14 protein-coding genes are annotated in these 21414 nt (G+C 39.7%); 3 read left to right on the top strand and 11 right to left on the bottom strand.

Going from position 1 to position 21414, the window contains the following annotated elements:
• The first annotated feature begins 354 nt into the window (after window positions 1–354).
• Entirely contained in the window at window positions 355–3735 is a 3381-nt protein-coding gene (locus WKK05_RS14515) for a PAS domain S-box protein (RefSeq protein ID WP_341530345.1), read from the top strand.
• 652 nt (window positions 3736–4387) lie between these two features.
• Here WKK05_RS14515 and WKK05_RS14510 read toward each other — a convergent pair.
• The 3 genes from WKK05_RS14510 to WKK05_RS14500 form a co-directional block, all read right to left on the bottom strand.
• Window positions 4388–4870 carry a hypothetical protein gene (locus WKK05_RS14510; protein WP_341530344.1) on the bottom strand — a complete coding sequence of 161 codons (483 nt, stop codon included), beginning with the start codon at window positions 4868–4870 and terminating at the stop codon, window positions 4388–4390.
• Between the two features lie 110 nt (window positions 4871–4980).
• The gene (locus WKK05_RS14505) at window positions 4981–5541 is read right to left on the bottom strand and encodes a hypothetical protein (RefSeq protein ID WP_341530343.1); all 561 of its coding nucleotides are present in this window, start codon (window positions 5539–5541) and stop codon (window positions 4981–4983) included.
• A 126-nt stretch (window positions 5542–5667) separates the two neighbouring features.
• Complete coding sequence (locus WKK05_RS14500) at window positions 5668–6120, bottom strand: cupin domain-containing protein (RefSeq protein WP_341530342.1); 453 nt, start codon at window positions 6118–6120, stop codon at window positions 5668–5670.
• A 181-nt stretch (window positions 6121–6301) separates the two neighbouring features.
• Here WKK05_RS14500 and WKK05_RS14495 point away from each other — a divergent pair, with 181 nt between their 5' ends.
• Window positions 6302–7876 (top strand): ATP-binding protein, encoded by a 1575-nt coding sequence (locus tag WKK05_RS14495; protein WP_341530341.1) that lies wholly within the window; start codon window positions 6302–6304, stop codon window positions 7874–7876.
• A gap of 109 nt (window positions 7877–7985) precedes the next feature.
• On the top strand, window positions 7986–8357 hold the full coding sequence (locus tag WKK05_RS14490; protein ID WP_341530340.1) for a response regulator: 372 nt from the start codon (window positions 7986–7988) through the stop codon (window positions 8355–8357).
• A 120-nt stretch (window positions 8358–8477) separates the two neighbouring features.
• On the opposite strand, the gene WKK05_RS14485 is transcribed toward WKK05_RS14490, so the two are convergent.
• The 8 genes from WKK05_RS14485 to WKK05_RS14450 all read right to left on the bottom strand — a co-directional run bounded on the left by WKK05_RS14485 (window position 8478) and on the right by WKK05_RS14450 (window position 21362).
• On the bottom strand, window positions 8478–10634 hold the full coding sequence (locus tag WKK05_RS14485) for an NHLP family bacteriocin export ABC transporter peptidase/permease/ATPase subunit (RefSeq protein WP_341531089.1): 2157 nt from the start codon (window positions 10632–10634) through the stop codon (window positions 8478–8480).
• Between the two features lie 116 nt (window positions 10635–10750).
• Window positions 10751–12190 carry an NHLP bacteriocin system secretion protein gene (locus tag WKK05_RS14480; RefSeq protein WP_341530339.1) on the bottom strand — a complete coding sequence of 480 codons (1440 nt, stop codon included), beginning with the start codon at window positions 12188–12190 and terminating at the stop codon, window positions 10751–10753.
• Between the two features lie 109 nt (window positions 12191–12299).
• Window positions 12300–13424, bottom strand: a complete 1125-nt coding sequence (locus WKK05_RS14475; RefSeq protein WP_341530338.1) for a hypothetical protein — start codon at window positions 13422–13424, stop codon at window positions 12300–12302.
• Between the two features lie 16 nt (window positions 13425–13440).
• Window positions 13441–14475 (bottom strand): hypothetical protein, encoded by a 1035-nt coding sequence (locus tag WKK05_RS14470; RefSeq protein ID WP_341530337.1) that lies wholly within the window; start codon window positions 14473–14475, stop codon window positions 13441–13443.
• Between the two features lie 23 nt (window positions 14476–14498).
• Window positions 14499–17768, bottom strand: coding sequence for a type 2 lanthipeptide synthetase LanM family protein (locus WKK05_RS14465; protein ID WP_341530336.1), 3270 nt, complete (start codon window positions 17766–17768; stop codon window positions 14499–14501).
• 277 nt (window positions 17769–18045) lie between these two features.
• On the bottom strand, window positions 18046–18351 hold the full coding sequence (locus tag WKK05_RS14460) for an NHLP leader peptide family RiPP precursor (protein ID WP_341530335.1): 306 nt from the start codon (window positions 18349–18351) through the stop codon (window positions 18046–18048).
• Between the two features lie 82 nt (window positions 18352–18433).
• Window positions 18434–18634, bottom strand: coding sequence for a hypothetical protein (locus WKK05_RS14455; RefSeq protein WP_341530334.1), 201 nt, complete (start codon window positions 18632–18634; stop codon window positions 18434–18436).
• A 61-nt stretch (window positions 18635–18695) separates the two neighbouring features.
• Entirely contained in the window at window positions 18696–21362 is a 2667-nt protein-coding gene (locus tag WKK05_RS14450) for an NHLP bacteriocin export ABC transporter permease/ATPase subunit (RefSeq protein WP_341530333.1), read from the bottom strand.
• Window positions 21363–21414 lie beyond the last annotated feature (52 nt).

The following is a 21414-nucleotide window of genomic DNA, read 5'->3' as shown; positions in this document are numbered from 1 at the left end:
AGCGTCGCTCGTTTCCCTCCTCCGGCTTGATTATCCTCTTTTGTTACTTTCAGAAAACAATAATCGAAGCAATATTCTGAAACTTTTATGTAGTCGAGCTTTGAGCCTTTATTTTCTAACAGTAGCTCAATTTTGTAGCCAAAAGCTGGAGGATGCAAGCCCTGAAAGGCTTTCATTTATTGGGTTCTACCAAAGTGTCCCTCTAGCTTTTAGAATGCTAATATCTGCATATTTGCCATAAGATTTAAAGCCAATATGTAGTTTTGCTGTAGTTAAATATCCTGACGATCAACTAAAGATACAATTGCTATACCAAATTGATTTATCTATCTAGGAGATTTTAAGGAGTTGGTGATGAGCGCTAAACAATTGGAGCAGGTAAAGCAATTGCAAGCTACCCTCACCAAAATGGAAGTAACATTAAGTGCGATCACTGATGCTGTAGTCTGGGTAGGAGAAGATCGATGCATCCAATGGTGCAACCCTAGCTTTGAGCGTTTGGTGAATCAACCCCACAACACTGTATGCGGTGCGAAGTTAACTGACTTACTACCATTAGCACAAGCAGGACAACCAATTGCTTTACCCTGCTATCCTGATGTGCGGATACTCAATGGTGAGTACGAAACAGCAAACTACCAGTTCCAGCAGTATGAGCAGACTTTAACACTGGACATCTCCGGTAACTGTACCGGGCTGAGTGATTATCAATGTGCAATACTGGTGATTCGGGATATTACGCTGGCAAAACAAACTCAAGAATCCCTGCAAGAGATTGAGGAGCGTTTGCAGACATTAATTAACGCTACACCCGATATTATCTGTTTGAAGGACAGCGAGGGAAAATGGTTGCTATCAAACCAGGCTAACCTAGAATTTTTACAGCTACAAGGCGTTGATTATCAAGGCAAAACAGACTCAGAACTAGCAGAATTTAGCAATTTTTATCATGATGCTTTGATCAACTGCGACAAAACAGATGAACAAGCTTGGCAATTGGGATGTGTGCATTGGGTAGAAGAAGTTATACCCCGGCCTGATGGCACAGTGAGCAGTGTAGATATGATTAAAGCTCCCCTATTTCACCAGGATGGTAGACGCAAAGCTCTGGTGGTTTTAGGGCGGGATTTGAGCGAACGCAAACAAACTCAAGTTGCTTTAGAAAACTCTTTATCTCTGTTAAGCGCTATCTTTGAATCGATTCAAGACGGTATCTTAGTAGTCGATAGCTTAAGTAATATCACTAGTTACAACCAAAAGTTCTTAGAAATGTGGTCAATTCCACCAGAACTTTTGACAGAACCAGATCATCCTAAGCGGTTGGCGTATCTGGCAAATCAGTTAAAAGACCCGGGTGTGTTTTTGCAACGAGTCCGAGAATTATACTCACAACCTGAACTAGTTAGTCACGACTGCTTAGAACTGCAAGATGGCAGAATATTTGAGCGATACTCCTGTCCTCAGCGCATCGGCGAACAGATTATTGGTAGAGTGTGGAGTTTCCGCGACATTACGCAGCGCCAAAGAGCAGAAGAAGCACTACGACAAAGTGAGCTACAATACCGCAGTATTTTTGAAGCTATCAATGATGGAGTCTTTATTACTGACATGGAAACCGAAACAGTTGTGGAACTTAATCCTGCTGCATGTCAGTTGTATGGTTACACTTACGAAGAATTAATTGCTTTGCATCTATCAGCCTACATTCACCCAGACTCACATTCAGTGTTTCGTGAGTTTCTTGAAACAACGCGAACTGGTGGGCAATTTTATGGACAAGCAGTCGATATCCACAAAGATGGTACTTTGATCGATGTGGAAGTTACAGGAACGACTTGCATTTACAATGGCAAACGACACATCTTGGTAATGGTGCGGAATATTACCGATCGTAAACGCACTGAGGAAGCATTACGACAAAGCGAAGTACAGTACCGCGATTTAGTGCAAACAGCCAACTGCATTATTCTGCGTTGGGATAGTAAGGGCGACATCATATATTTAAATAACTACGGTCAAAAGCTTTTTGGCTTCTATGCTCAAGAGATTACAGGACGCAATGTTGTCGGTACAATTGTCCCTAAAACCGAAACTTCTGGGCATGACTTACAAACATTAATGGTTGATATTTGTCAACACCCAGAAAACTATTTATTTAATGAAAATGAAAACTTGTGCAAAAATGGCGATCGCGTCTGGATAGTCTGGGCCAATAAACCCATTTTAGATGCACAAGGAAACTTAATCGAAATACTTTCAGTCGGGACTGATGCCACAGAACGCAAACGCGCTCAAAAAGCCCTCCAGGAGAGTGAGTTAAAGTTCCGTACTATCATCGAAAATGCCAATGACCTGATATTTGTCCTCACCCCTGACGGAACCTTTACTTATCATTCGCCTAATGTTACCCCAATCCTGGGATACAGCCTGGCAGAAGTGGAAGGTCATTCTATGATGGAGTTCGTCGAGCCTAAAGATTCAACAATTAGTATGTCAGCCTTACAAAGGAGTGTGACTGGAGAAAAGCTGACTGATATTGAGGTGCGATTAAGACACAAAGACGGCAGCTGGCGATGGTTCAACTTTAACACTTCGACAATCAACACTCCCAGTGATGGAATTGCGATCACAGGTGTGGGGCGTGACATTACTGAACGTAAGCAAGCAGAAGAAGCTTTGCGTTGTAGTGAAATGAAATACCGCAACATCTTTGAAAATTCCCAAGTGGGGATTTTCCGCACCTGCCAAAAAGATGGATTGATTATCGATGCTAATCAACGTGGGGCTGAGATATTAGGTTTTACCTCTGCTGCTGACTTAATTGACAAGTATTTCACAACTGACTTATATGTTAATCCAGACGATCGCACGCGGATGTTAGCAGAGTTAGAAAAGGACGGTGAAGTTCGTAATTTTGAAGTAGCACTGCGCCGGCTTGATGGTTCGCTTGTTTGGGTACTATTGTCACTCCGTCTCAACGCAGAAGAATCCTGTTTGGATTCTGTTTTTACAGATATTAGCGATCGCAAACAGCAAGAACAGGCTTTACGCTTAATTGTTGAGGGCACAGCAGCAAAAACAAGTGATGAATTTTTCAATTCCTGCGTTCGTTACCTTGCCGAGGTGTTACAAGTTCAATATGCCTTAGTTACTGAGTTTGGTGATGAGCCAAAAACTAAAGTCCGCACTTTGGCATTTTGGTGTAGCGGGGCTATTAACATGCGGATGCCTATTATGAACGGTTACGATGCAACTAAAGAGATTAGAGCCAGGGAAAGAAGTACAGATGCAAATTTTCGCACTATAATTATTGCCTTAACTGCCAGTGCTTTTGAAGAACAACAGGCAGGTATCTTAGCCGCAGGTTGCGACGACTTGGTTCGTAAGCCATTCTGGGAGCAAGTGATTTTTGAAAAGATAGCTGAATATTTGCAGGTGCGTTATATCTGTGCAGAAGAAAGCAGTGAAGATGGAACAGACAACAACCTAGAGAGTAGTCAATTTTCCATCTTGGATCTTCGCTCTGCAATTACCATTATGCCTACCCAATGGGTAATAAAACTTAATCAGGCAGCTGTTGAAGTCGATGCTGAAAGGATTTTCCAATTAATTGAGCAAATTCCACCAACACATTCTGCTTTGGCAGAAAAATTGACAAATTTAGTCCGCAGCTTCTGCTTTGATGAAATTATCAGTATAACGGAGGATAACTTGTCAATACCTTTGCCAAAATAAGAGCCTAGATAAATTTTGGCAAAAACGGCAAAATTAAGCATATATAAGCGGTTTGATGAAAATGTGGTTTGGAATCTGAAACCCTTATCCTGCCGTCAATACGCTAAAAAACCCTTGTGGGAAACCTTAAAGGAATTTTTAGAACTGATTGTTTTTGCCAACCTTCAAAGAAATGGGAGTTAATGGTTAAAGTATCATCATCTCACTCTCGTAAATTGGCGAAGGTATTGAACTTGTAATTCGTAATTAATCAAGTGAGATTTAATTAGTGATCGCAGTCCTAATTTTAGAAGTTTTTTGGCAAATAAGAAACATGAATTCGACGAACCTCTTTCTGCCTTGAACTCAATACAGTTCAGATAAGACCAAAAAACTTGTAGAGACGGCGATTTATCGCGTATCAAAAACCCAAAATTTTTGCCAGTAGCCCTTAACCCAAGCGTATTGGTCTTGAACTAAAGTTCGAGTCTGTCTCTCTCCGATTCGGAGAGGAACGGTTTTGCGTAGTAAAATCTCTTAGTGGTCTTTTTATTCAGCTAATTAGATGGACATTATATGAGCCGTCTAATTCCCGTTAAAAAGTAGAAATAGAGAAAAGTAAGCGTTTAATTTGTATGGACTGCAACCATGCAAATTGAACGCTTAAAGTTGATTAATTTGTGGCTAAAGCTGGTTCTGCCAAAAAATATTTCAGATTTTCTTGCTGAGTGGCAAATTTCAAATACTGAGATGCCATTTCTGGTGTTAATAGTTCTATCATTAATCTATTTTCCACCCAGAACTCAATCACATCAAAGAAAGAATCGCGGCTACAGCGCACTACACGCCAACCTTCACGGACACCGATTTGTTCAATTTCTTTCTGACTACTGGGTACAGAAATAGCTGCATGAATACCTGTATACATAGAGATAATTGCAGTATGCACAAATACGCATTCTTCATCATTTTCACCAGGTTCAATTTGAGAACCTAAAGGATAAAGTTCAATGGCTGTACCGTATTCATCAAAAGGTATAACCATATAGCTTCCTGGGTTAGGAAAAAAGGGAACAGCTTGCGCTTTTAGGATTTCTGCCAGAACTTGAGCAACATGGCTAGGGTTTCTAACAGCAATTGAAATATGGTGAATCATGGGATAACCTCAGTTTGATATTTTGTAGATTAGAAAATAATCGGGGAAAACTAGGGGAAGCAAGAAAGAGTGAGGAGAGAAAAATCCTTAACTCTTGAATGCTTATTAGCTTATTGAGGTCGCCCGTAATGAGCTTTGCCCTGCCCATCAGTGGTCTCAAGCACCAGAACCTGCTGCCCGTATTCGTTCGTCTCAACCGACCACTCGTAAGTCTCCGGCTTTGCTGAATTGCGGCTAGAATAGGTGCGCCCACTATTACAGATTTGCCCTTTGGATGTGCTGTCACTAGGTTGGAAAGTAAAGCGTTGACCCTCAATCTTAACTTTGCCTTTTTCCTCTATGAAGAGGTTAGAAGCACAGTTGTAGGTGTTAATCTGAAGCAGTCTATTTCGCTTATAGTTTCCGTTAGATGCGAGTTGAAATTGATCGCTTGAACCATTTGGGGCTGCTGACTGCCCTGTGTAGCTGTCTTGGTATTGGATGGACGAGATTCGACCGTACCGCCACTCGCCTTGGAGTTCGGTAGGCACTCCAGTGTCGTTTTTACCCGCCTGACTCGCGCTTGGGTAAAAAACAAGGCTAGCGGTGAGGCCCAAACTCAGGGCACTAGAAGCGAAAAGGCGAACAGCTTTTGGCATGGAATAGAGTTGCTTGTTTGTTATTGAGTTCATAGGACTTTTCTAGAAATAGATTTATTTACCAACTAAAGCAATTTAAGACGCGAAGTCTACGTGTTTATATATAGCCGTTAACACTAGAGCGCATAGCTAGCTGTGCGCTGCATCCAAACAAAATGTTCACGCAAGGAATCGCAATCCATATTTGTTCAAAACAGGTTGCACTTTTTCCATGTTTAACGATGAACTATCTGCTACTTGACTCATTTTTTCATAAAAGTTTTTCGCGCCTTGAGGCGAAATTAAAACCAGAAATTTAGCAGTAGCAGAACGAATCTTGAAGGCGTGTGGTGCATTGTGAGGAATGTTAATGAAAAAGCCTGTTGATGCCAAAATTGTTTCTGTACCAACTTGGATGTCTAGTTCACCTTCGAGAATATAAAATGCTTCTTCCCAAGGGTGAGTGTGCAGTGGCGGCCCATTTTCTTGTGTATCTGTAACTTCATAAATTATCCAAGCTTGATTTGTCTCTTCTTCGGTTGCTTTTGTTGTAAATTGTCCACCAAGAATCGAGAATTGCTTACCTTCTTTTGGTGCTAAAATAATTGGTTTACGTATGGTTGAAGTTGGCATATAAGTTACTCTTTGTTATGTTTTAGTAAGCGTCAGCTACTAATTTGATTTGATGTTTTTAAGATTAAAAATTAATCGGGGAGAACTAGGGGAGATAAATGGGTAATTGATATGTTTTTGTAAATGATTATTAAGATATGGAACTAAGGTTAAAATCTCTAAGAAGAATTAGTAGCCTATTTTGGCTAAAGTCGATATTGCCATGCCTAAAGAGCCACTCAATTTGCCAAAAGCAGACATACTGGTGATTGATGACACGCCTGAAAACCTGAACCTCCTATCTGCGATGCTGACGGAACAGGGATACAAAGTTCGCAGCGTAACTAAAGGTTCTACGGGGTTACGGGGGGCAAATGCAGTTCCCCCTGATCTGATTTTGTTGGATGTGAATATGCCGGAGATGAATGGTTATGAAGTCTGCCAACACCTAAAGGCAAGCGATCGCACCCGCGAAATTCCGGTAATTTTTATCAGCGCTTTGGGTGATGTGCTGGATAAAGTGAAGGCGTTTGCAGTTGGTGGAGTAGACTATATAACTAAGCCTTTTCAACTCGAAGAGGTTTTAGCACGAATTGAAAATCACTTGACGATTTGGAAACTGCAACAACAACTCCAAGCCCAAAATGAGCGGTTGCAGCAGGAAATTCACGATCGCGCCAAAGCAGAAGAGAAGTTTACTAAAGTTTTTCGCTCTAGTCCCAATCCGATCGTGATCGCCACCATTTCTGAAGCACGGTTTATTGATGTCAATCCTAGTTTCTTGAAGATGAGCGGCTATTGTCTAGAGGAAGTGATTGATGATACGGTTGCTGAACTTAATTTAGGTAAGGATGCAGTAGCGATCGCCAAGGCCATCCAACTTTTATCTGATACTGGGCCACTCTATAATCAGGAATTTGAATTTTCTACCAAGTCTGGAGAGGTCAAGATTATACTGCTATCTATCGAATTGATTGACCTGGGTGGGGTGCAATGCGCTTTATTGATTGCCAACGACATCACCGAACGTAAACGCTTGGAAAACGAGTTTATCTCTCTAGTTAGTCACGAATTACGTACACCTTTAACCTCTACAATGGGAGCGTTAGATTTGTTGGGTGCAGGACAATTAGGAACTCTAACTGAACAGGGACAAAAAGTTCTGAGCATTGCTACTACTAATACTGAACGGCTGATCCGATTGATAAATGATATTCTCGATTTAGAGCGGATGAAATCAGTCAAAATTTTCATGCAGAAGGTGAAGTGCAACGCTGCTGACCTGCTGATTATGGCAACAGAAACAATGCAGGCAATGGCAGATAAATTGCAAGTTAAACTGATTGTCCATCCTCTAGCAATTGAACTTTGGGCAGACCCCGATCGCCTACTGCAAACTCTGACCAACTTAATAAATAACGCTATTAAGTTTTCTGAACCAGGTGATACTGTGTGGGTAAGTGCCACACTCGCAGAACACAAGGGTGTTGAGTTGGGAGAAAACGACTATTCTTCAACACAAAGCACTCTATTACCCAGTTTCCTGCTGATTACTATTCGAGATGAAGGGCGAGGAATTCCTAAAGATAAATTACAAATAATCTTCGAGCGCTTTCAGCAGGTAGATGCATCCGACTCCCGCAAGAAAGGAGGAACAGGTTTAGGATTGGCTATTTGCCGAAATATTGTCCAGCAACATAACGGTAAAATCTGGGTTGAGAGCATTTTAGGTGAAGGTAGCACGTTTTATGTACTGTTACCTTTGGCAGCTTTCTAATAAATAGCTTCTAACTGTTTAATTCTCCCCTGCTTTTCCCCGATTTAGCTTTAGAATATCTCAATAGCGATCAAGCAAATCAGCACATACATCGTGCAAGAGTGTCATTATGAGCAAAAATATCTTGATTGTTGATGATGAAGAAGATGTGCGAGCGATCGCCAAGTTGGGATTAGAAATGGGTGCTGGTTGGAATGTTTTGACAGCTAGTTCTGGTCAAGAAGCCTTAAACGTAGCTGTTAACCATAAACTAGATGTCATCTTACTAGATATGATGATGCCTGATATGGATGGGCGTGCAACTCTGCAACAACTGAAAGCTAACCCCGCCACTAAAAAAATTCCAGTAATTTTATTAACAGCCAAATTTCAGTTATCGGATCGAGAGAGATTTACTGATTTGGATGTTGCTGCTATTTTTGCCAAGCCTTTCCGTCCATTAAAACTGGCGGAGCAAATCAGTGAAGTACTGGGCAGTTAGCGTGACTTTGATGAATTCCTGAATTAGTGTTTACTTCTCGATGAGATATTAAGATAAAGTGCCTTTTGTCAATCAGCTAAAATACTCAAAATAGCCGTTCTAGCAACACCAAATAAATTTTTAACTTGTCAGGTCTAATTGAATCAATTTTGCATAGGGGCTATTAATCTGTAACATTTCTTGATGGATACCTCGCTGTATTACCTCACCTTTTTCTAGAACAATGATTTCATCACAGTCGCGGATGGTACTTAACCGGTGAGCAACAATAATGCAAGAACATCCGCGATAACGCAGATTCCGGTCAATGATTCTTTCTGTCTCTGCATCTAAAGCACTAGTCGCTTCATCCATGACTAAAATTGTCGGTTCATTGACCAATGCACGAGCAATTTCTAAACGCTGGCGCTGTCCTCCACTCAAATTAGCTGCACCCTCAAGCAAGTTGCTATCATATCCTCCAGATAAAGCTAGGATTTCTTCATAAATCGCAGCATCTTTACAAGCCCGTACTAATTGAGAATTGAGTACTGTATCATCCCATAAAGTCAAATTATCTCTGACAGTGCCAGCATATAAAAAAATCTCCTGTTCTACCATTGCCAAAGAATTAGATATTACCGACCTGGGAATTTTCTCTCTGGGAATACCATCAAAAAGAATTGCCCCCGACCAGGGTTGGTACAGCCCTGCTAACAATTTAGCAACTGTTGATTTACCTGAACCGCTAGCACCAACAAGAGCAACTCTTTGTCCTGGCTGTAGCTGAAAACTTAGGTTTTTAATTAAAGGCTCATCCATTTGCGAATAACCAAACGTGACATTTTTTAATTCCACGTATCCCCGGAGTTGGCAGGATGAAGCATATTGTAGTGTGTTGATATGTATATTTTGACTGTCTAATTCTGGATCGGTTTGGTTTTGTAACACATCATCTAAAAGATTCAAATCGCCTTCTAGTTCTTGTAGAGTACTACCAAAATTGACTAGAGAGTTGACTGGGGCCAGAAAACTATTCATTAAACTTTGGAAGGCAACCAACATCCCAATGCTGAGATGTCCATCCATTACTCGCAGCCCACCGATCGCTAAAATTGATAGTGAACTTAAACTAGTTAAAAATGGCGGTAAAACCCCTAATAGTTGATTTGTAACGCCTAATTTCTGCTGACTATTAATTAATTTTGTGTAGTAACCAGACCACCGGGAGAAGAAATCAGACTCTAAGGCTGATGCTTTCAGGGTTTCCATGCTTTGCAGCGCAGCAATTTCTGTACCTGTGACTTTACCCTGGTTTTGTAAGTTTCGTGTATAAATATCTCTACGCTGCCGCGCAACCCACTGTAATACCAGCATATTAATTGCGGCAAAACAGACACTAATTGCAGTCAATACGCCATCATAAGCAAGCATAACTATGGCATAAAATATCACCATTACTGCATCAATTACTGTCCTAGCTAACTGCCTTGATAGGACTTCTGCCACTTTGGTATTAATATTAATCCTATTGCTGATTTCTCCGGCAAATCTTTGAGCATAAAATTCTATTGGCAAGCGCAAAATATGCTGTAGAAATTGGCTAGACATTTCTACTGATAACTTAATATTTAATTTTCTTAAAAACCGTCTTTGCAAAAATGTTAACCATCCTTGAATAATTACAGTGATTGTCATTCCCAAAATTATGGGACGCAACCAATCTGTACGATTTTCTACGAGAACTTTATCGACAAAAATTTGGTTGAATACCGGCAACACTAATCCTGGAATAACAAGAAAAAATCCTGCGAGTAAACAATAGAAAATGGCTCCCCAAGAACTCTGTACCCTGTCAAGCAATGAGCCAATTAAACTAGGTTTACGACCTCCGCGTTGAAATTCAGATCCTGGTTCCATAACCAGGACAACCCCTGTATAAGCTTCATCAAACTCTTGGTAGTAAATTCGTCTTGGGCCTGTGGTTGGGTCGTTAAGATAAACCCAATTTTGCTTAAATCCTTCTACTACGACGAAATGATTAAAATTCCAAAATACAATGTATGGAGGGCGGAGTTTTTGTAATTGCGTTAACTGCTTTTTAAAACCTTTAACCTGCATCCCGTAACTTCTAGCTGCTATGAGAATGTCAGAGGCTTTGCTACCATCACGGGAAACACCGCAATTTTGTCGCAGTTCTGCCAAGGGGACAATTTTGCCGTAATAGGCCAAAATAATACCTAAAGCTGCTGCCCCGCACTCCACAGCCTCCATTTGCAGCAAGGTGGGAGTTTTCACACGAGGGGGAATACGACTCTGTGGTGTGCCTAATTCTGGGGATGGAGTTTTTTTCTGAAAAGGATAGAGTTTTTTAATGAAGGATATTAACTGCACAAGTTCGCTGCTCTAAAACTTTAATTTATTCCAGTAAATTCACGTAGAAACGGTAATATATATGTAATTGGTGCTTGCTCTGATACTTGAACGCGCAGACTTGTAGTTGTTCCCGGAGAAATTTTTAATTCTGGCCCTTGGGAAGAAGACCAACGATAACCATTAAAGGTAGAAGGATCGAGCATCATTTCAGCGCGTACTTCTATATCTCCACCACCGTTTGGTAGGATTTTAGCTACTAAGTCAGGATTACCAATGACGGAATTTGCTCCTGACTTTGTGACGGGTAGGGGGGAGACAGAAGTAACTTGACCAATGATGCCACCAAAGCGTTCTCTTTTTACAGAATCGGGAGTGATTTGTACCTTCATCCCTGATTGAATCTGTTTACCATCTTTCACGTCAAAGTAGGATATTACAATAATTGGGGTATTTCTGTCTCCAGCATTCACGCTAAAAAGAGGACTTCCGGGATTAGCGACTTGTCCTACAAAAGCAGACACTTCTAATACACAACCACTGCTAAGACTAACAATTTGGCTGTTATCTAATATTTGTTGTTCTAGTTGAGCGATCGCTCGATTAACTTCCTGAATTTGATTAGCTTTATTATTAATAGTTTCTAAGTTTTCTTGCTCAATACGTTTACCTCTAGTATCTAAGTCTTTTAATTGTGCTTGCAGTTCTCCCAAGGAACTGAGATTGCCTAAATATCTTTGCTGTGCTTCTGTTTCTTGCACATCCAACTGCTGTAGTTGAGCGCGGATATCGTATACAGTTTGTAGTCCTTGTTTGTATTCTAGGCCTGCTTGTAACAATGTATCCTTGGCGATCGCTCCCGCATCTAATAGTTGCTGGCGTTTATTTAACCTATCTTTGAGGATAGGTACAAGGGCGATCGCATCATTCAGGCGTTGCTGCAAACTTAGACGTTGCTGATGAATGGCTTTTAAACCTTTTTCATAAAATGCGGGTGTGAGAGCTTGAGTATCCTGCAAACGTTTGACAAGACTTGCTCTAGCAGAAGCGATCGCAGCCTTTTCTGTGGCAATGCGTTGTCGCTGTAGTACGATTGAACCTTGTTCCTGTTTCTGCAATTGCGTTAGTTTTGAGTGTTGCGATCGCAACTGTCGCCTGAGATCGCTGGGATCGATTGTCGCGAGAAGATGACCTTTTTTAATACATTGTCCTGGTTTAACATTCACGCTTTTCAATTGTCCGGAAATAGGCGACTCCAAAGTCACAACTTGATGGGGTTGAATGAGTATTCCCTTCCCTGTCACCGTGATGGGAATGCGTCCCCAAATACTCCAAACTATCCCTAATACAATAAAACTACCTAATGTAACCAAAGGTAGCCAATCCAGGGGATTAACTATCTGCATTAACTGATCTAATCTCTCTGGAGAAGATAAACGTTCCAGCGATTCTTTACGGAAGATACTGTCTTTTTCAGCCATTCATATAACAGGGAGTAGGAAAGCAGAGGAGATTAATTTATAACAAAATATCCAATTTAAAAATCTAGATTTTATATACTTTCTTAATAATGAATTATATGGTTATTCATTAGCCAGTAACTGCGGCTGGTTTCTGCTGTTTTTTGGGTGACCAGTAGTGTTCAACTAATATATAGCCCTTAGCTTGTAGTAGAGAGTTAGGACTATAAACTAGCTTAATATGGTTAATATCCCTAATGATAGTACTAATAAAATTTCCTTGGAGTAATTCAGCTGCCGTTAAGAGATGTTGAGGCCAAAATTCTTGGGTATTTCTCGTATTATATCCTCGCCATTGTAGAAGAGCATCGCTTTTGGCAGGCGTACATAAGTTATTTTTGACCAGATATTCTAAAAATTTATTCAATTTAGGGTTCTCGCCAGTTAGCGTAAACGAATCAAAATAGCACTCTACACCAATCTTAGAATTAACTGTTGTACTCACATCAATATCAAGAGCTAATCTGTCAACTAAATCAAAAATATTTAGCAGCTCTTGGGAAAAATTACCACTGATATCTTCCCAGCCAATACTATATAAATATTCTAAAATTTCCGTGCCAGAAAGACCAGAAAGGCATAATCTCACAGAGTTAGTAGTTCTCGCCAGCATTAAACCGATGTGGAATATTCTGCCTTCGTTGGGAACTTTCGTGAAACATTCCCATACCTTGGATTTTACGTCTGTTGGTAATTGACGATCCAACATTAAATCTAACAATGACTGCTCAACCCATTGGTAGTAGTTATCAGGTTGGGAAATTTCTTGACGCAGATTTTTCACACCAATAAAAAAACTAGGAACAGGAATATCAGGGTTTTCTTTATCAATATCAAATTCTAGACAAACATTATCTACTTTTTGGCTCAGCAGTGAATTTGGTTGAGTCCAAAGACTAGAAAAGTTACGAACTTTCTGCCAAACTGGATTTGTGAAAAATCTTTCTGGTAATTTTGTTTTGGGATGAGTACCTGTTAAGATTTGTGAACCAACTTGACAATGCCTTGTACATAATAAAAAGTCCACTGTATCTTGATTTTTACCTAAACGACATTCAAACCCAAATAAAGAAGTGAGTTCTGCTGGTAGTTCTTTAACTAGTTGCTGAATATTCGCCAAACTTTCAGAATCGATTAAAGTAGGTGGAATATCAGCAGCGATCGCTGTGAGATAATCTGTTAATGGACTGTTCATAATTTGTCAATTTAAGCTAGTTTTGTAACCAATTTTCATAACGACTCAACGCTTCTAAACAAATGGCTGTGGTAAATTCATCTGAGCCATAATGAAGTGTTCCGCCATCTACCTCTGATTCTATAAGGCACATAGGTTCTTTAAACCAAGAGCCATTTTCGCTCTGAGTATGGCTGAGATAAATAATTGCTTGATGTAACCAATCACCTAAGATACCGTAATTGAAAGCAGTACAGATGGCATAAGCTGTTGATAATGGACTTTGATTTATTGAACCATCATTTGCCAACGAGTTGGTAATTTTTTCTATGTTTTTCCCTACTGATTTTTGTAATGATTTTGCACCGTTAGCATAAGCCCTAGAGATGAGATAAGGCAGCACAAAGTTATTCGGAAAGTAGATAAAAGATTGGGCTTCTTTATCTTCCAAAATCAATTGATTTAAATAATTACTTACATTTTGGGTAGATTCATTATCTCCCAGATATAAAAGAATATTTGCTAAAACTCCACTACAAATATCATTTTCTGGAGGTGCTATATAATGTGTGCGTTTAGTATACTCTGGGTGCTTAGGATAATCTTGTAACCAGGTATAAAACAATCCATCATTATTTATATTATTCAAAAAAACATCTAAATTATCCGGCACATTAAAGCCGTTACTTTTTAAACAAAACGATGCACAAGCTGTATCATCTAAATCTGGCAAAATCCCAATTGGTGTATAGTAAACGAACCTGCCTCCAGATATTTTAATGTTACGATTAGTACCAAAGAAACGCCAAACAGCAGGTGATTCCATTTCTTGGAAGAGAAATTGCAAAGCTTTATTTCGGATTGTATTAACTTTGGGATTATTGATAAAACTGAGCGAGTAGAAAACAAAAGTAGTAATATAAGTTGTGCTAATATATTGGCAGTTTTCCTGCATTTTTGGGTTAAAAGATATGAAGGTTTTAAATTCTCCATGAGGCAACTGATTTTTCAGGAGAAAGTCCAAACCTTTGACTAAACAATCTTTTGTTTGATGTTTAAGTAATACTGCCATAACATAAATCCTTTAAAAGTAATTTATCCCCACATCAAAACTGAAGGCAAATTTTCGCTATCTATCAGCCGCAATAGCTGGTAACCAATACCTGATACTCCTAAAAAGAAACCTGGATCGTAAATATCGCAAAGTTTCCTAGAAAATAGATAGAATCCTCCCGCAGATTGGGATCTTTGAATTATCCAAGCTGCTTGCTGTTGAGCAGTTTGGCATAATTCTGGGCGAGAAAGGCGGTGTGCTGCTTCTAAAAGAAAATCCATTTTTCCTAAATTGCCACAGCAGAGAAAATCTGCTCCATTCATGTCAAACTTCTGGATAACTTGGACAGATGTTTCTATTTCCTGGCGAATTCCTTTGTTATCTAAAATGCCCAAATTGGCTATACGAGTTAAGCCAATACCAGTAGAACCATAACACCAGCTGGCAATTCGCATATTTTGGGGATTTTCACCTTGTAACCAATTTTTAGCTTGGGGATGGAAAACTGATTGTTCGTAGGCAATTCCCTCTTCAGCAGCTTCTAAAAAGAATGGTATTTTAGTCACTGCGTATAACTGTAACAACGCATGAATAATGCCTGTGACTCCATGAGAAAATCCAATGATTACTTGCTCGTCAATGGTTTTCCAAGCCTGGTACTTGCCGTTAGCGAGAACGCGCTGCTTTAGTAAATGTTCGCCACAAGCGATCGCTTGTTTCAAAATTCCTGAGTCACCAGTGACGTTGTATAATGTCAACAGTCCTAAAATTGTCCCAGCAACCCCTGCGATTACATCTAAATATTCATCTGTAATAATCTGTTCATGACTAATAAATGAGGCAATATATGTTGCTTCTTCTATCAGTACAGGCTCATCTATTAATTGACTAATTCTGACAAAAGCATAAACTAGTGAGCCTAAACCTTCAGCGCCACCAATGCCCATATCCTGAGCTATTTTGTTAAACTCTGTACTGAACAATTTTTGACGTAGTGGCTGCAAAATTCTTAGTGTTAAATCGTGCCATTCTGCATCTTTTGTCACCTTGGCTAAGGCAGCAAAAAATAAGGCTACTCCAGTAGTACCACTGTATAAATTATAATCTAATGGCTGTAATTTGAATCTCTGGGCAGTGAAGACATAACGAAAACCAATCCACGTGATACTACCATCCTCAGCATAAGTTGCCCGATCTTTAAGATCGGATGCGATCGCCATTACTTGTTCTAGTATCTCTTCATTACTTAAAGCAGCGATTGTATCTAGAGATATATCCTTGGCTTCATCTGTGTTCGTACTTTCATGGCGGACAATATGGGAGTATAGCGAGCCTTTGATCAACTGAATCTGTTGTTGTAAATCTTGATTTCCTAGTTCTCTAAACCGATGATTTACTACAGATAAACTATCTAGCGGACAACAGTTTTTGATAGTTTCAGTTGGTGAAAGTATTAAATCTTGGCTATCCGAAAGCATCGTGAAATAAGGTACATCCAACTGCTCCATAGCCTGTAGTTCATATTTTAGTACCTGCCAAAATGGATGTATCTTTTCCGAAGTGAGAAAAGCTCTACTAAGAACATCAAACTCAATACTGCGATCTATACCATCTTTAAGATATTTTGGTGCTAATGTCCTAGATAACAAAAATCCATAGACTCGAGTATCTCGAAAAATAAATCGCAGTTCTTGATGCTTAAACTTTGTCAAAGGACTATCGGGAGCTAAAATTGCTTCTCTGCGCTCTAGTAGAAACTGATACATCTGAGCAAAACCATCAACAATTTCTCCGGTGTAGTCTGTCAGTGAAAGCTGTACACCATCCAACAAAGGAACATTTTTCTCAACCCCTATGGTTGCATAATCATTGATCGTGTTCATGCGATCGGTATTAATATTTTGCCATTTGGGTTGGCGAAAGGGTGTTTGTTGGTTTAAAGTACCTCCTATGGCGCTGAAATCGTAGGCTGTCCTACCATCTGGGCCAAATTCCCACCAAGGTAATAAACCAATTCGTAACACAGAATTTGCTATTTGCTGATTAGCTTTAGAAATTGCTCCGGTGGAATCATTATGCTCATCATCAACTTGTGGACGAGGCTGCATGAGGGATTCCATATCTGCGAGAACAGGATACTCGCCGTGAGCAATCACATTTTCGTTATGGCAATCTGTGGTATCCAAAGCATACAATAAACATAATAACATCCCCATGCGTTGATAGTAATTATGTGCTTCTGTTGGATTATTGCAAGGTAATTGTTCTACAAATTCTATCCACCCATATTGAGAACGATCTAATACCTGAAGTACTTTAAAGGATAAAGGCACACCCTGTTGATTTAACCAATCTAAAAATTGAGTGTAGGCGACTTCTACACCACAGTCTTTAGGCTTGTAAACTAATTTCATTCCTGATGTAAATGTCAGGATAAAAACTGAGCGTCCTTGCTGATGAGGATCGGAAATAGAACACTGGATAGTAACTACTTCTCCCAATTTTTCCCCGCTATGGAACTGATGCTGAATTAAATCCCAATCACTAGCTAAACGTTGAATAAATTCAGCCGTTGCATTCACCCATAAGTCTAATACTATAGCAACTAATCGAGCTAATACACTATATTCTTGGAAAAATTCTAATAATTGTCCTTGGAGTAAATTTTCAATAAAATCTAAATATTTCTCCCTCCCTGTTTTCTCATTCTTAATTTGTTGGAATAAACTATTAAGTGCAGACTGCCTAAAATTGCGAAAGATATTAAATTCTAAATGAAGAGCCTGACTGCAAGTAGAAGACAATCTCTTTAGTAAGCTGCGCTCAAGACAAATATGTGCTGTCTCAGCAAGACGTGAAAAAGCATTACTATTCACTTGAGCAATTAATTTTTGTCTAGCAATTTGAATAAATGGTAAAAACAATTCTTCAAAGGGAATTGGATGCTGAGGATCAAAGCACCTATCTAATGAATCAGAATTTCTTAAATTTTGAATGGGAAAGGATGCTGTTGCTTCTAATATAGTTTTTAAAGTTTTAGCCCAACTGGGGACATTTGGACTATTGGGAAATTTAGTTGCACCCAAAACTGGGAGAACTTGAGCTAAATCCAGATTTTGCCAAGCTAAACGCTTAGTAAAGTTTGTTTCATTCCCTTCTGCTGCAATGCGACACCAAGAGTCCAGACGAGTATTCGCCAGTTGTTTGTTAATTTGGGTTTCATCAATAGTCCAGCCGCTAGCTAGACGTTCTTCTATAGTGCTAGATTTATTGATAATATAATTTAAAGACTTTTCTAAACTTTTTTCCATGATTTTTTTAAGGAAAAGAATAAACAATGAAATACGTAAGAGAATTAAAACAAAGATTAATTCCCAATACGTCATTATTAACAAACAATAGAAGAAAGAAAATTAGCGGCACACTCTCAAGAACTAGAGTTAGTAGGGTGTATAAAGCTACCTATTTTCATATTGCATTACAGAATGACAGTTATAAACAATGTGAATAGCTGCACTTTAAGTAGCGTTTAAAACACCCTACATCTCATAAAAAACCCTACACTTTAATGTCAAAACATTAAAAGTATTAGTCTAAACAGGTCTTACTCCAGCTACAAATTGTGCTAGGCGCACCACCAGCTACAGATGCTAGTTGCTCTAGAGATAGTTCTGCTTCCTCTTCTTCTTCATTAGCACTAGGAAGTACTAAGTACAAGTTTGTATCATTTGCTTGCAGTACTTGAATGTTAATTGAATCGGGAATATCTATACCTAATTCTTGGGAGATTGCTGCTTTAGGCTCGTTCAATAAGGATTGTCTAAAACTCGAATCTCTTAAAGCTCTAGCGATGATTTGAGATTGTACATCATTGTTGTTGTTTAGTTGAATCATGGTAATAAATCCTTGTTCGGTTCGGTTGTTTGGTGGACAATTTAAAAAATACAAATAAATCGGGGAAAACTAGGGGAGATTTTCACCCGATCGCATAATTCATCCGAACGCTCCCTGTCAGGCTGGTGGTAAAGGTGTTAATTCCAAACCTAAAACTGGTATAAGGTTGCTCAACTGCTGAACTGGCTCCTAAAATTGCTGCTTCTTTGACTGGTTTTAACTTCATCCTTAATGCCTTATCTGTCGCAAACATTTTTTGAATTGGTATAATTTGCGAAATCATCCCGCAATTATGCAACGTCTAGAAAAGTTAATTCACTCAGCAAAATTAATGCGATAGACCATTAAGCCATCTGTCGCGCCATCAAATTAGCGAATAATCCTTCTTGATTGACTAATTCCTCAAATTTGCCCTGCTGTATAATACGACCGGCTTCAATCACATAAATTCTGTCAGCGTTGCGGATAGTGCTGAGGCGATGGGCGATGACTATGCGCGTTACTCCCAAATTCTCTAAACTAGCACTGACTATGGCTTGGGTACGATTATCTAAAGCGCTGGTAGCTTCATCAAAAATCAGGATTCTTGGTTTTAAAACTAAAGCACGGGCAATTAACAGCCGTTGACATTGCCCACTAGAGAGGTTTGTCCCTCCTTCGGAAATAACGGTGTGCATTCCCATTGGCATCGACTTAATATCATCAGCAAGCCCAGCCATCTGTGCGGCTTCCCAAGCCTCTGCCATTGTCACTAATGCGCTACTAGAAATGTTCTCAAAAATCGAAGCGCTATTAATGCGGCCATTTTGTAGAACTACACCAATTTGCCGCCGCACCGCAGATATGTCTAACCCGGATAATTCTTGACCATCATAGTAAATGGTGCCATTTTTTAATGTTTCAAACCCCAACAACAGTCTAATAATTGTTGATTTGCCACTACCAGAAGGCCCTACCAAAGCAATAAATTCTCCTGGTTCTGCCTCAATTGTGACATTATCTAAATTCAGGGGGCCATCCTCTCGATAGCGGAAAGTTACGCGATCGATTTTCACTTTACCTATTAATCGTCCCGGATCGCTCTTACTCAAGTCAATTTCTGGTTTGGCTTGAAAGATGGGCTTTGCCCGTTCCCAGAAAATGCTGATATCCAATATGCTGATTATGCTGTTGCTCAGTTGTGTAGCGCCAGCGATAAATATGGCAAAGGCTGAGTTAAATGCCAAAAATGTACCTGTGGATAATCCTGTGCCGTTGGGAGATGGGGCTTGTGTAACTAACATGACTGCCAACCAAAAAATGATCATTGAACTAATGGTTGGCATGACGGTATTAAATATCGCTAAAGCATCTTCTATCAATTCTGTACTCAGCTTGAGTTTTAGCTGTTGACTATACTTTTTTGCCCAGTGAGCAAAAGCTCTATCCTCTGCACCTGTGACACGGAGTTTAGATATGCCACCAACCATCTGCACATTAAAACCAAAAATATCACCCTCTGTTTCTTCTAAAGCACGCAACTTCTGGCGGGTAATAACACCAAAGATGGATGTCAAGATAATCGTTAATAGTCCTACTGCTACGACTACTAAAGCCAAGTTAGAACTGTAGAAAAATAACAGTCCCAAGTTGAGTAGGGAGAAAAAGCTGGTGAAAATTGTCCTTATAAGCGTGCCGCTGAGTTTCTGGCGAATTTGAGTGATGATGGAAATACGAGATTGTAAATCCCCAATGGAATACTCACGAAAGAAGGAAACCCGCAGATTGAGTAGTCTATCCCAAAGGGCGGCTTGAGAATCTAAAGTGGCTTTACTTTCTAATCTCAGGATGGAAAACCCTTGGGTAATTTGAAAAACCACTGCACCAAAACTAGCCGCCAAAAGACCAAAACTGATTTGTACTAACAAAACTTTGTTGGCATCGGGAATAATGGAATCGATGAGAATGGCAGTTGCTAAGGGGGTTAGCATTCCTACTAATGCGCCGACAGCTCCCATCAAGAGGACGATCGCTATTTCTTGTATATTTCCCTTAAAGGCAAACTGCAACAAATCGATCGCTGTCACATTCTCCATTGGTAGGGGGCGATAAAATACGTAAGCAAACGGCGCTAGTTGTTTAGCCGTATCATTGTTAACACTAATGCGCGTAGAATATTCTGGGTCAAAGATTTCATATTTTCTGGCGCCTACTGGCAGTATAGCTACAGGACGGTTATCTTGATTGGTATATGCTAGTAAGGCGCTAGTATCTTTTTGCCACCATTGCTCTTGAAGTAATACCCGGCGGATGCGGATTCGAGATGCACGAGCGATCGCTTCTAATGGTTCTTTAATCCGCTTCATGTCCTCAGAAGGCGCAGGGGGTAAAATCTTAATTTCTAACGCCTTTCCCACCGCACCAGCAGCAATCATCAGGCTTGTACCTTCCTGTAATTGAGCTTGTTTTGGCTTGAGAACTAATGCTAAATTGCCTAAAGCACCAACTTTTACTTGATAGTTAAGTTTTTCTCGTTCTTGGAATTGCTGCTTTTTGATGGTTAACTGCTCTTGTTCTATTTCAATGAGAATTTGGCAGAATTCCCTATGTAATTTATAGAGAATAACTTGAATAGTTTCCCAATCAGTAAGTTTTTCAGGATGGGAAAAAGCAGGAGGATTTACCCATTTATCATCAGCATAATTACAGATATTTTTTTCCCAAATCTGCAATAATTTCCCTAAACTTGCTGCTATTTCCTGACTTAGGCATTCGTCGCCTTCTTGGTTTGTTAACTGCCACAGTACAGTATCTTCCATTGCTATAGCTAAAATTTTATGGCTATTAGCTGATATGCCAAATAATGCTTCCCCTGGATTGACGCTAAATAGATAACGGCGACTACCCTCAATACCATTATCAATGGGAATAGCAAACACAGCGATTACCCCCGATTCAACCCGCCAACAGGCATGCTGATTATTTAATATCAAGAACTTATTACCTGTAAGCAGTAATCTAGAATCACTCATTAGCAATTGGCGGTGCAATAGTTGTATGCTAGCGGCATATAGTGTTCTATTG

This window comes from Nostoc sp. UHCC 0302, from assembly GCF_038096175.1.
In the GTDB taxonomy this organism is placed as follows: domain Bacteria; phylum Cyanobacteriota; class Cyanobacteriia; order Cyanobacteriales; family Nostocaceae; genus UHCC-0302.
The sequence above is the reverse complement of the archived record's forward strand: the minus strand, read 5'-3'. Positions and strand labels throughout refer to the sequence as shown.

Bases quoted from the DNA above. Each gene is read 5' to 3' on its own strand.
- WKK05_RS14450 (WP_341530333.1), bottom strand. From the start codon at position 21,362: ATGAGTGATTCTAGATTACTGCTTACAGGTAATAAGTTCTTGATATTA.
- WKK05_RS14455 (WP_341530334.1), bottom strand. From the start codon at position 18,634: ATGATTTCGCAAATTATACCAATTCAAAAAATGTTTGCGACAGATAAG.
- WKK05_RS14460 (WP_341530335.1), bottom strand. From the start codon at position 18,351: ATGATTCAACTAAACAACAACAATGATGTACAATCTCAAATCATCGCT.
- WKK05_RS14505 (WP_341530343.1), bottom strand. From the start codon at position 5,541: ATGAACTCAATAACAAACAAGCAACTCTATTCCATGCCAAAAGCTGTT.
- WKK05_RS14475 (WP_341530338.1), bottom strand. From the start codon at position 13,424: ATGAACAGTCCATTAACAGATTATCTCACAGCGATCGCTGCTGATATT.
- WKK05_RS14500 (WP_341530342.1), bottom strand. From the start codon at position 6,120: ATGCCAACTTCAACCATACGTAAACCAATTATTTTAGCACCAAAAGAA.
- WKK05_RS14515 (WP_341530345.1), top strand. From the start codon at position 355: ATGAGCGCTAAACAATTGGAGCAGGTAAAGCAATTGCAAGCTACCCTC.
- WKK05_RS14480 (WP_341530339.1), bottom strand. From the start codon at position 12,190: ATGGCTGAAAAAGACAGTATCTTCCGTAAAGAATCGCTGGAACGTTTA.
- WKK05_RS14465 (WP_341530336.1), bottom strand. From the start codon at position 17,768: ATGGAAAAAAGTTTAGAAAAGTCTTTAAATTATATTATCAATAAATCT.
- WKK05_RS14490 (WP_341530340.1), top strand. From the start codon at position 7,986: ATGAGCAAAAATATCTTGATTGTTGATGATGAAGAAGATGTGCGAGCG.
- WKK05_RS14470 (WP_341530337.1), bottom strand. From the start codon at position 14,475: ATGGCAGTATTACTTAAACATCAAACAAAAGATTGTTTAGTCAAAGGT.
- WKK05_RS14510 (WP_341530344.1), bottom strand. From the start codon at position 4,870: ATGATTCACCATATTTCAATTGCTGTTAGAAACCCTAGCCATGTTGCT.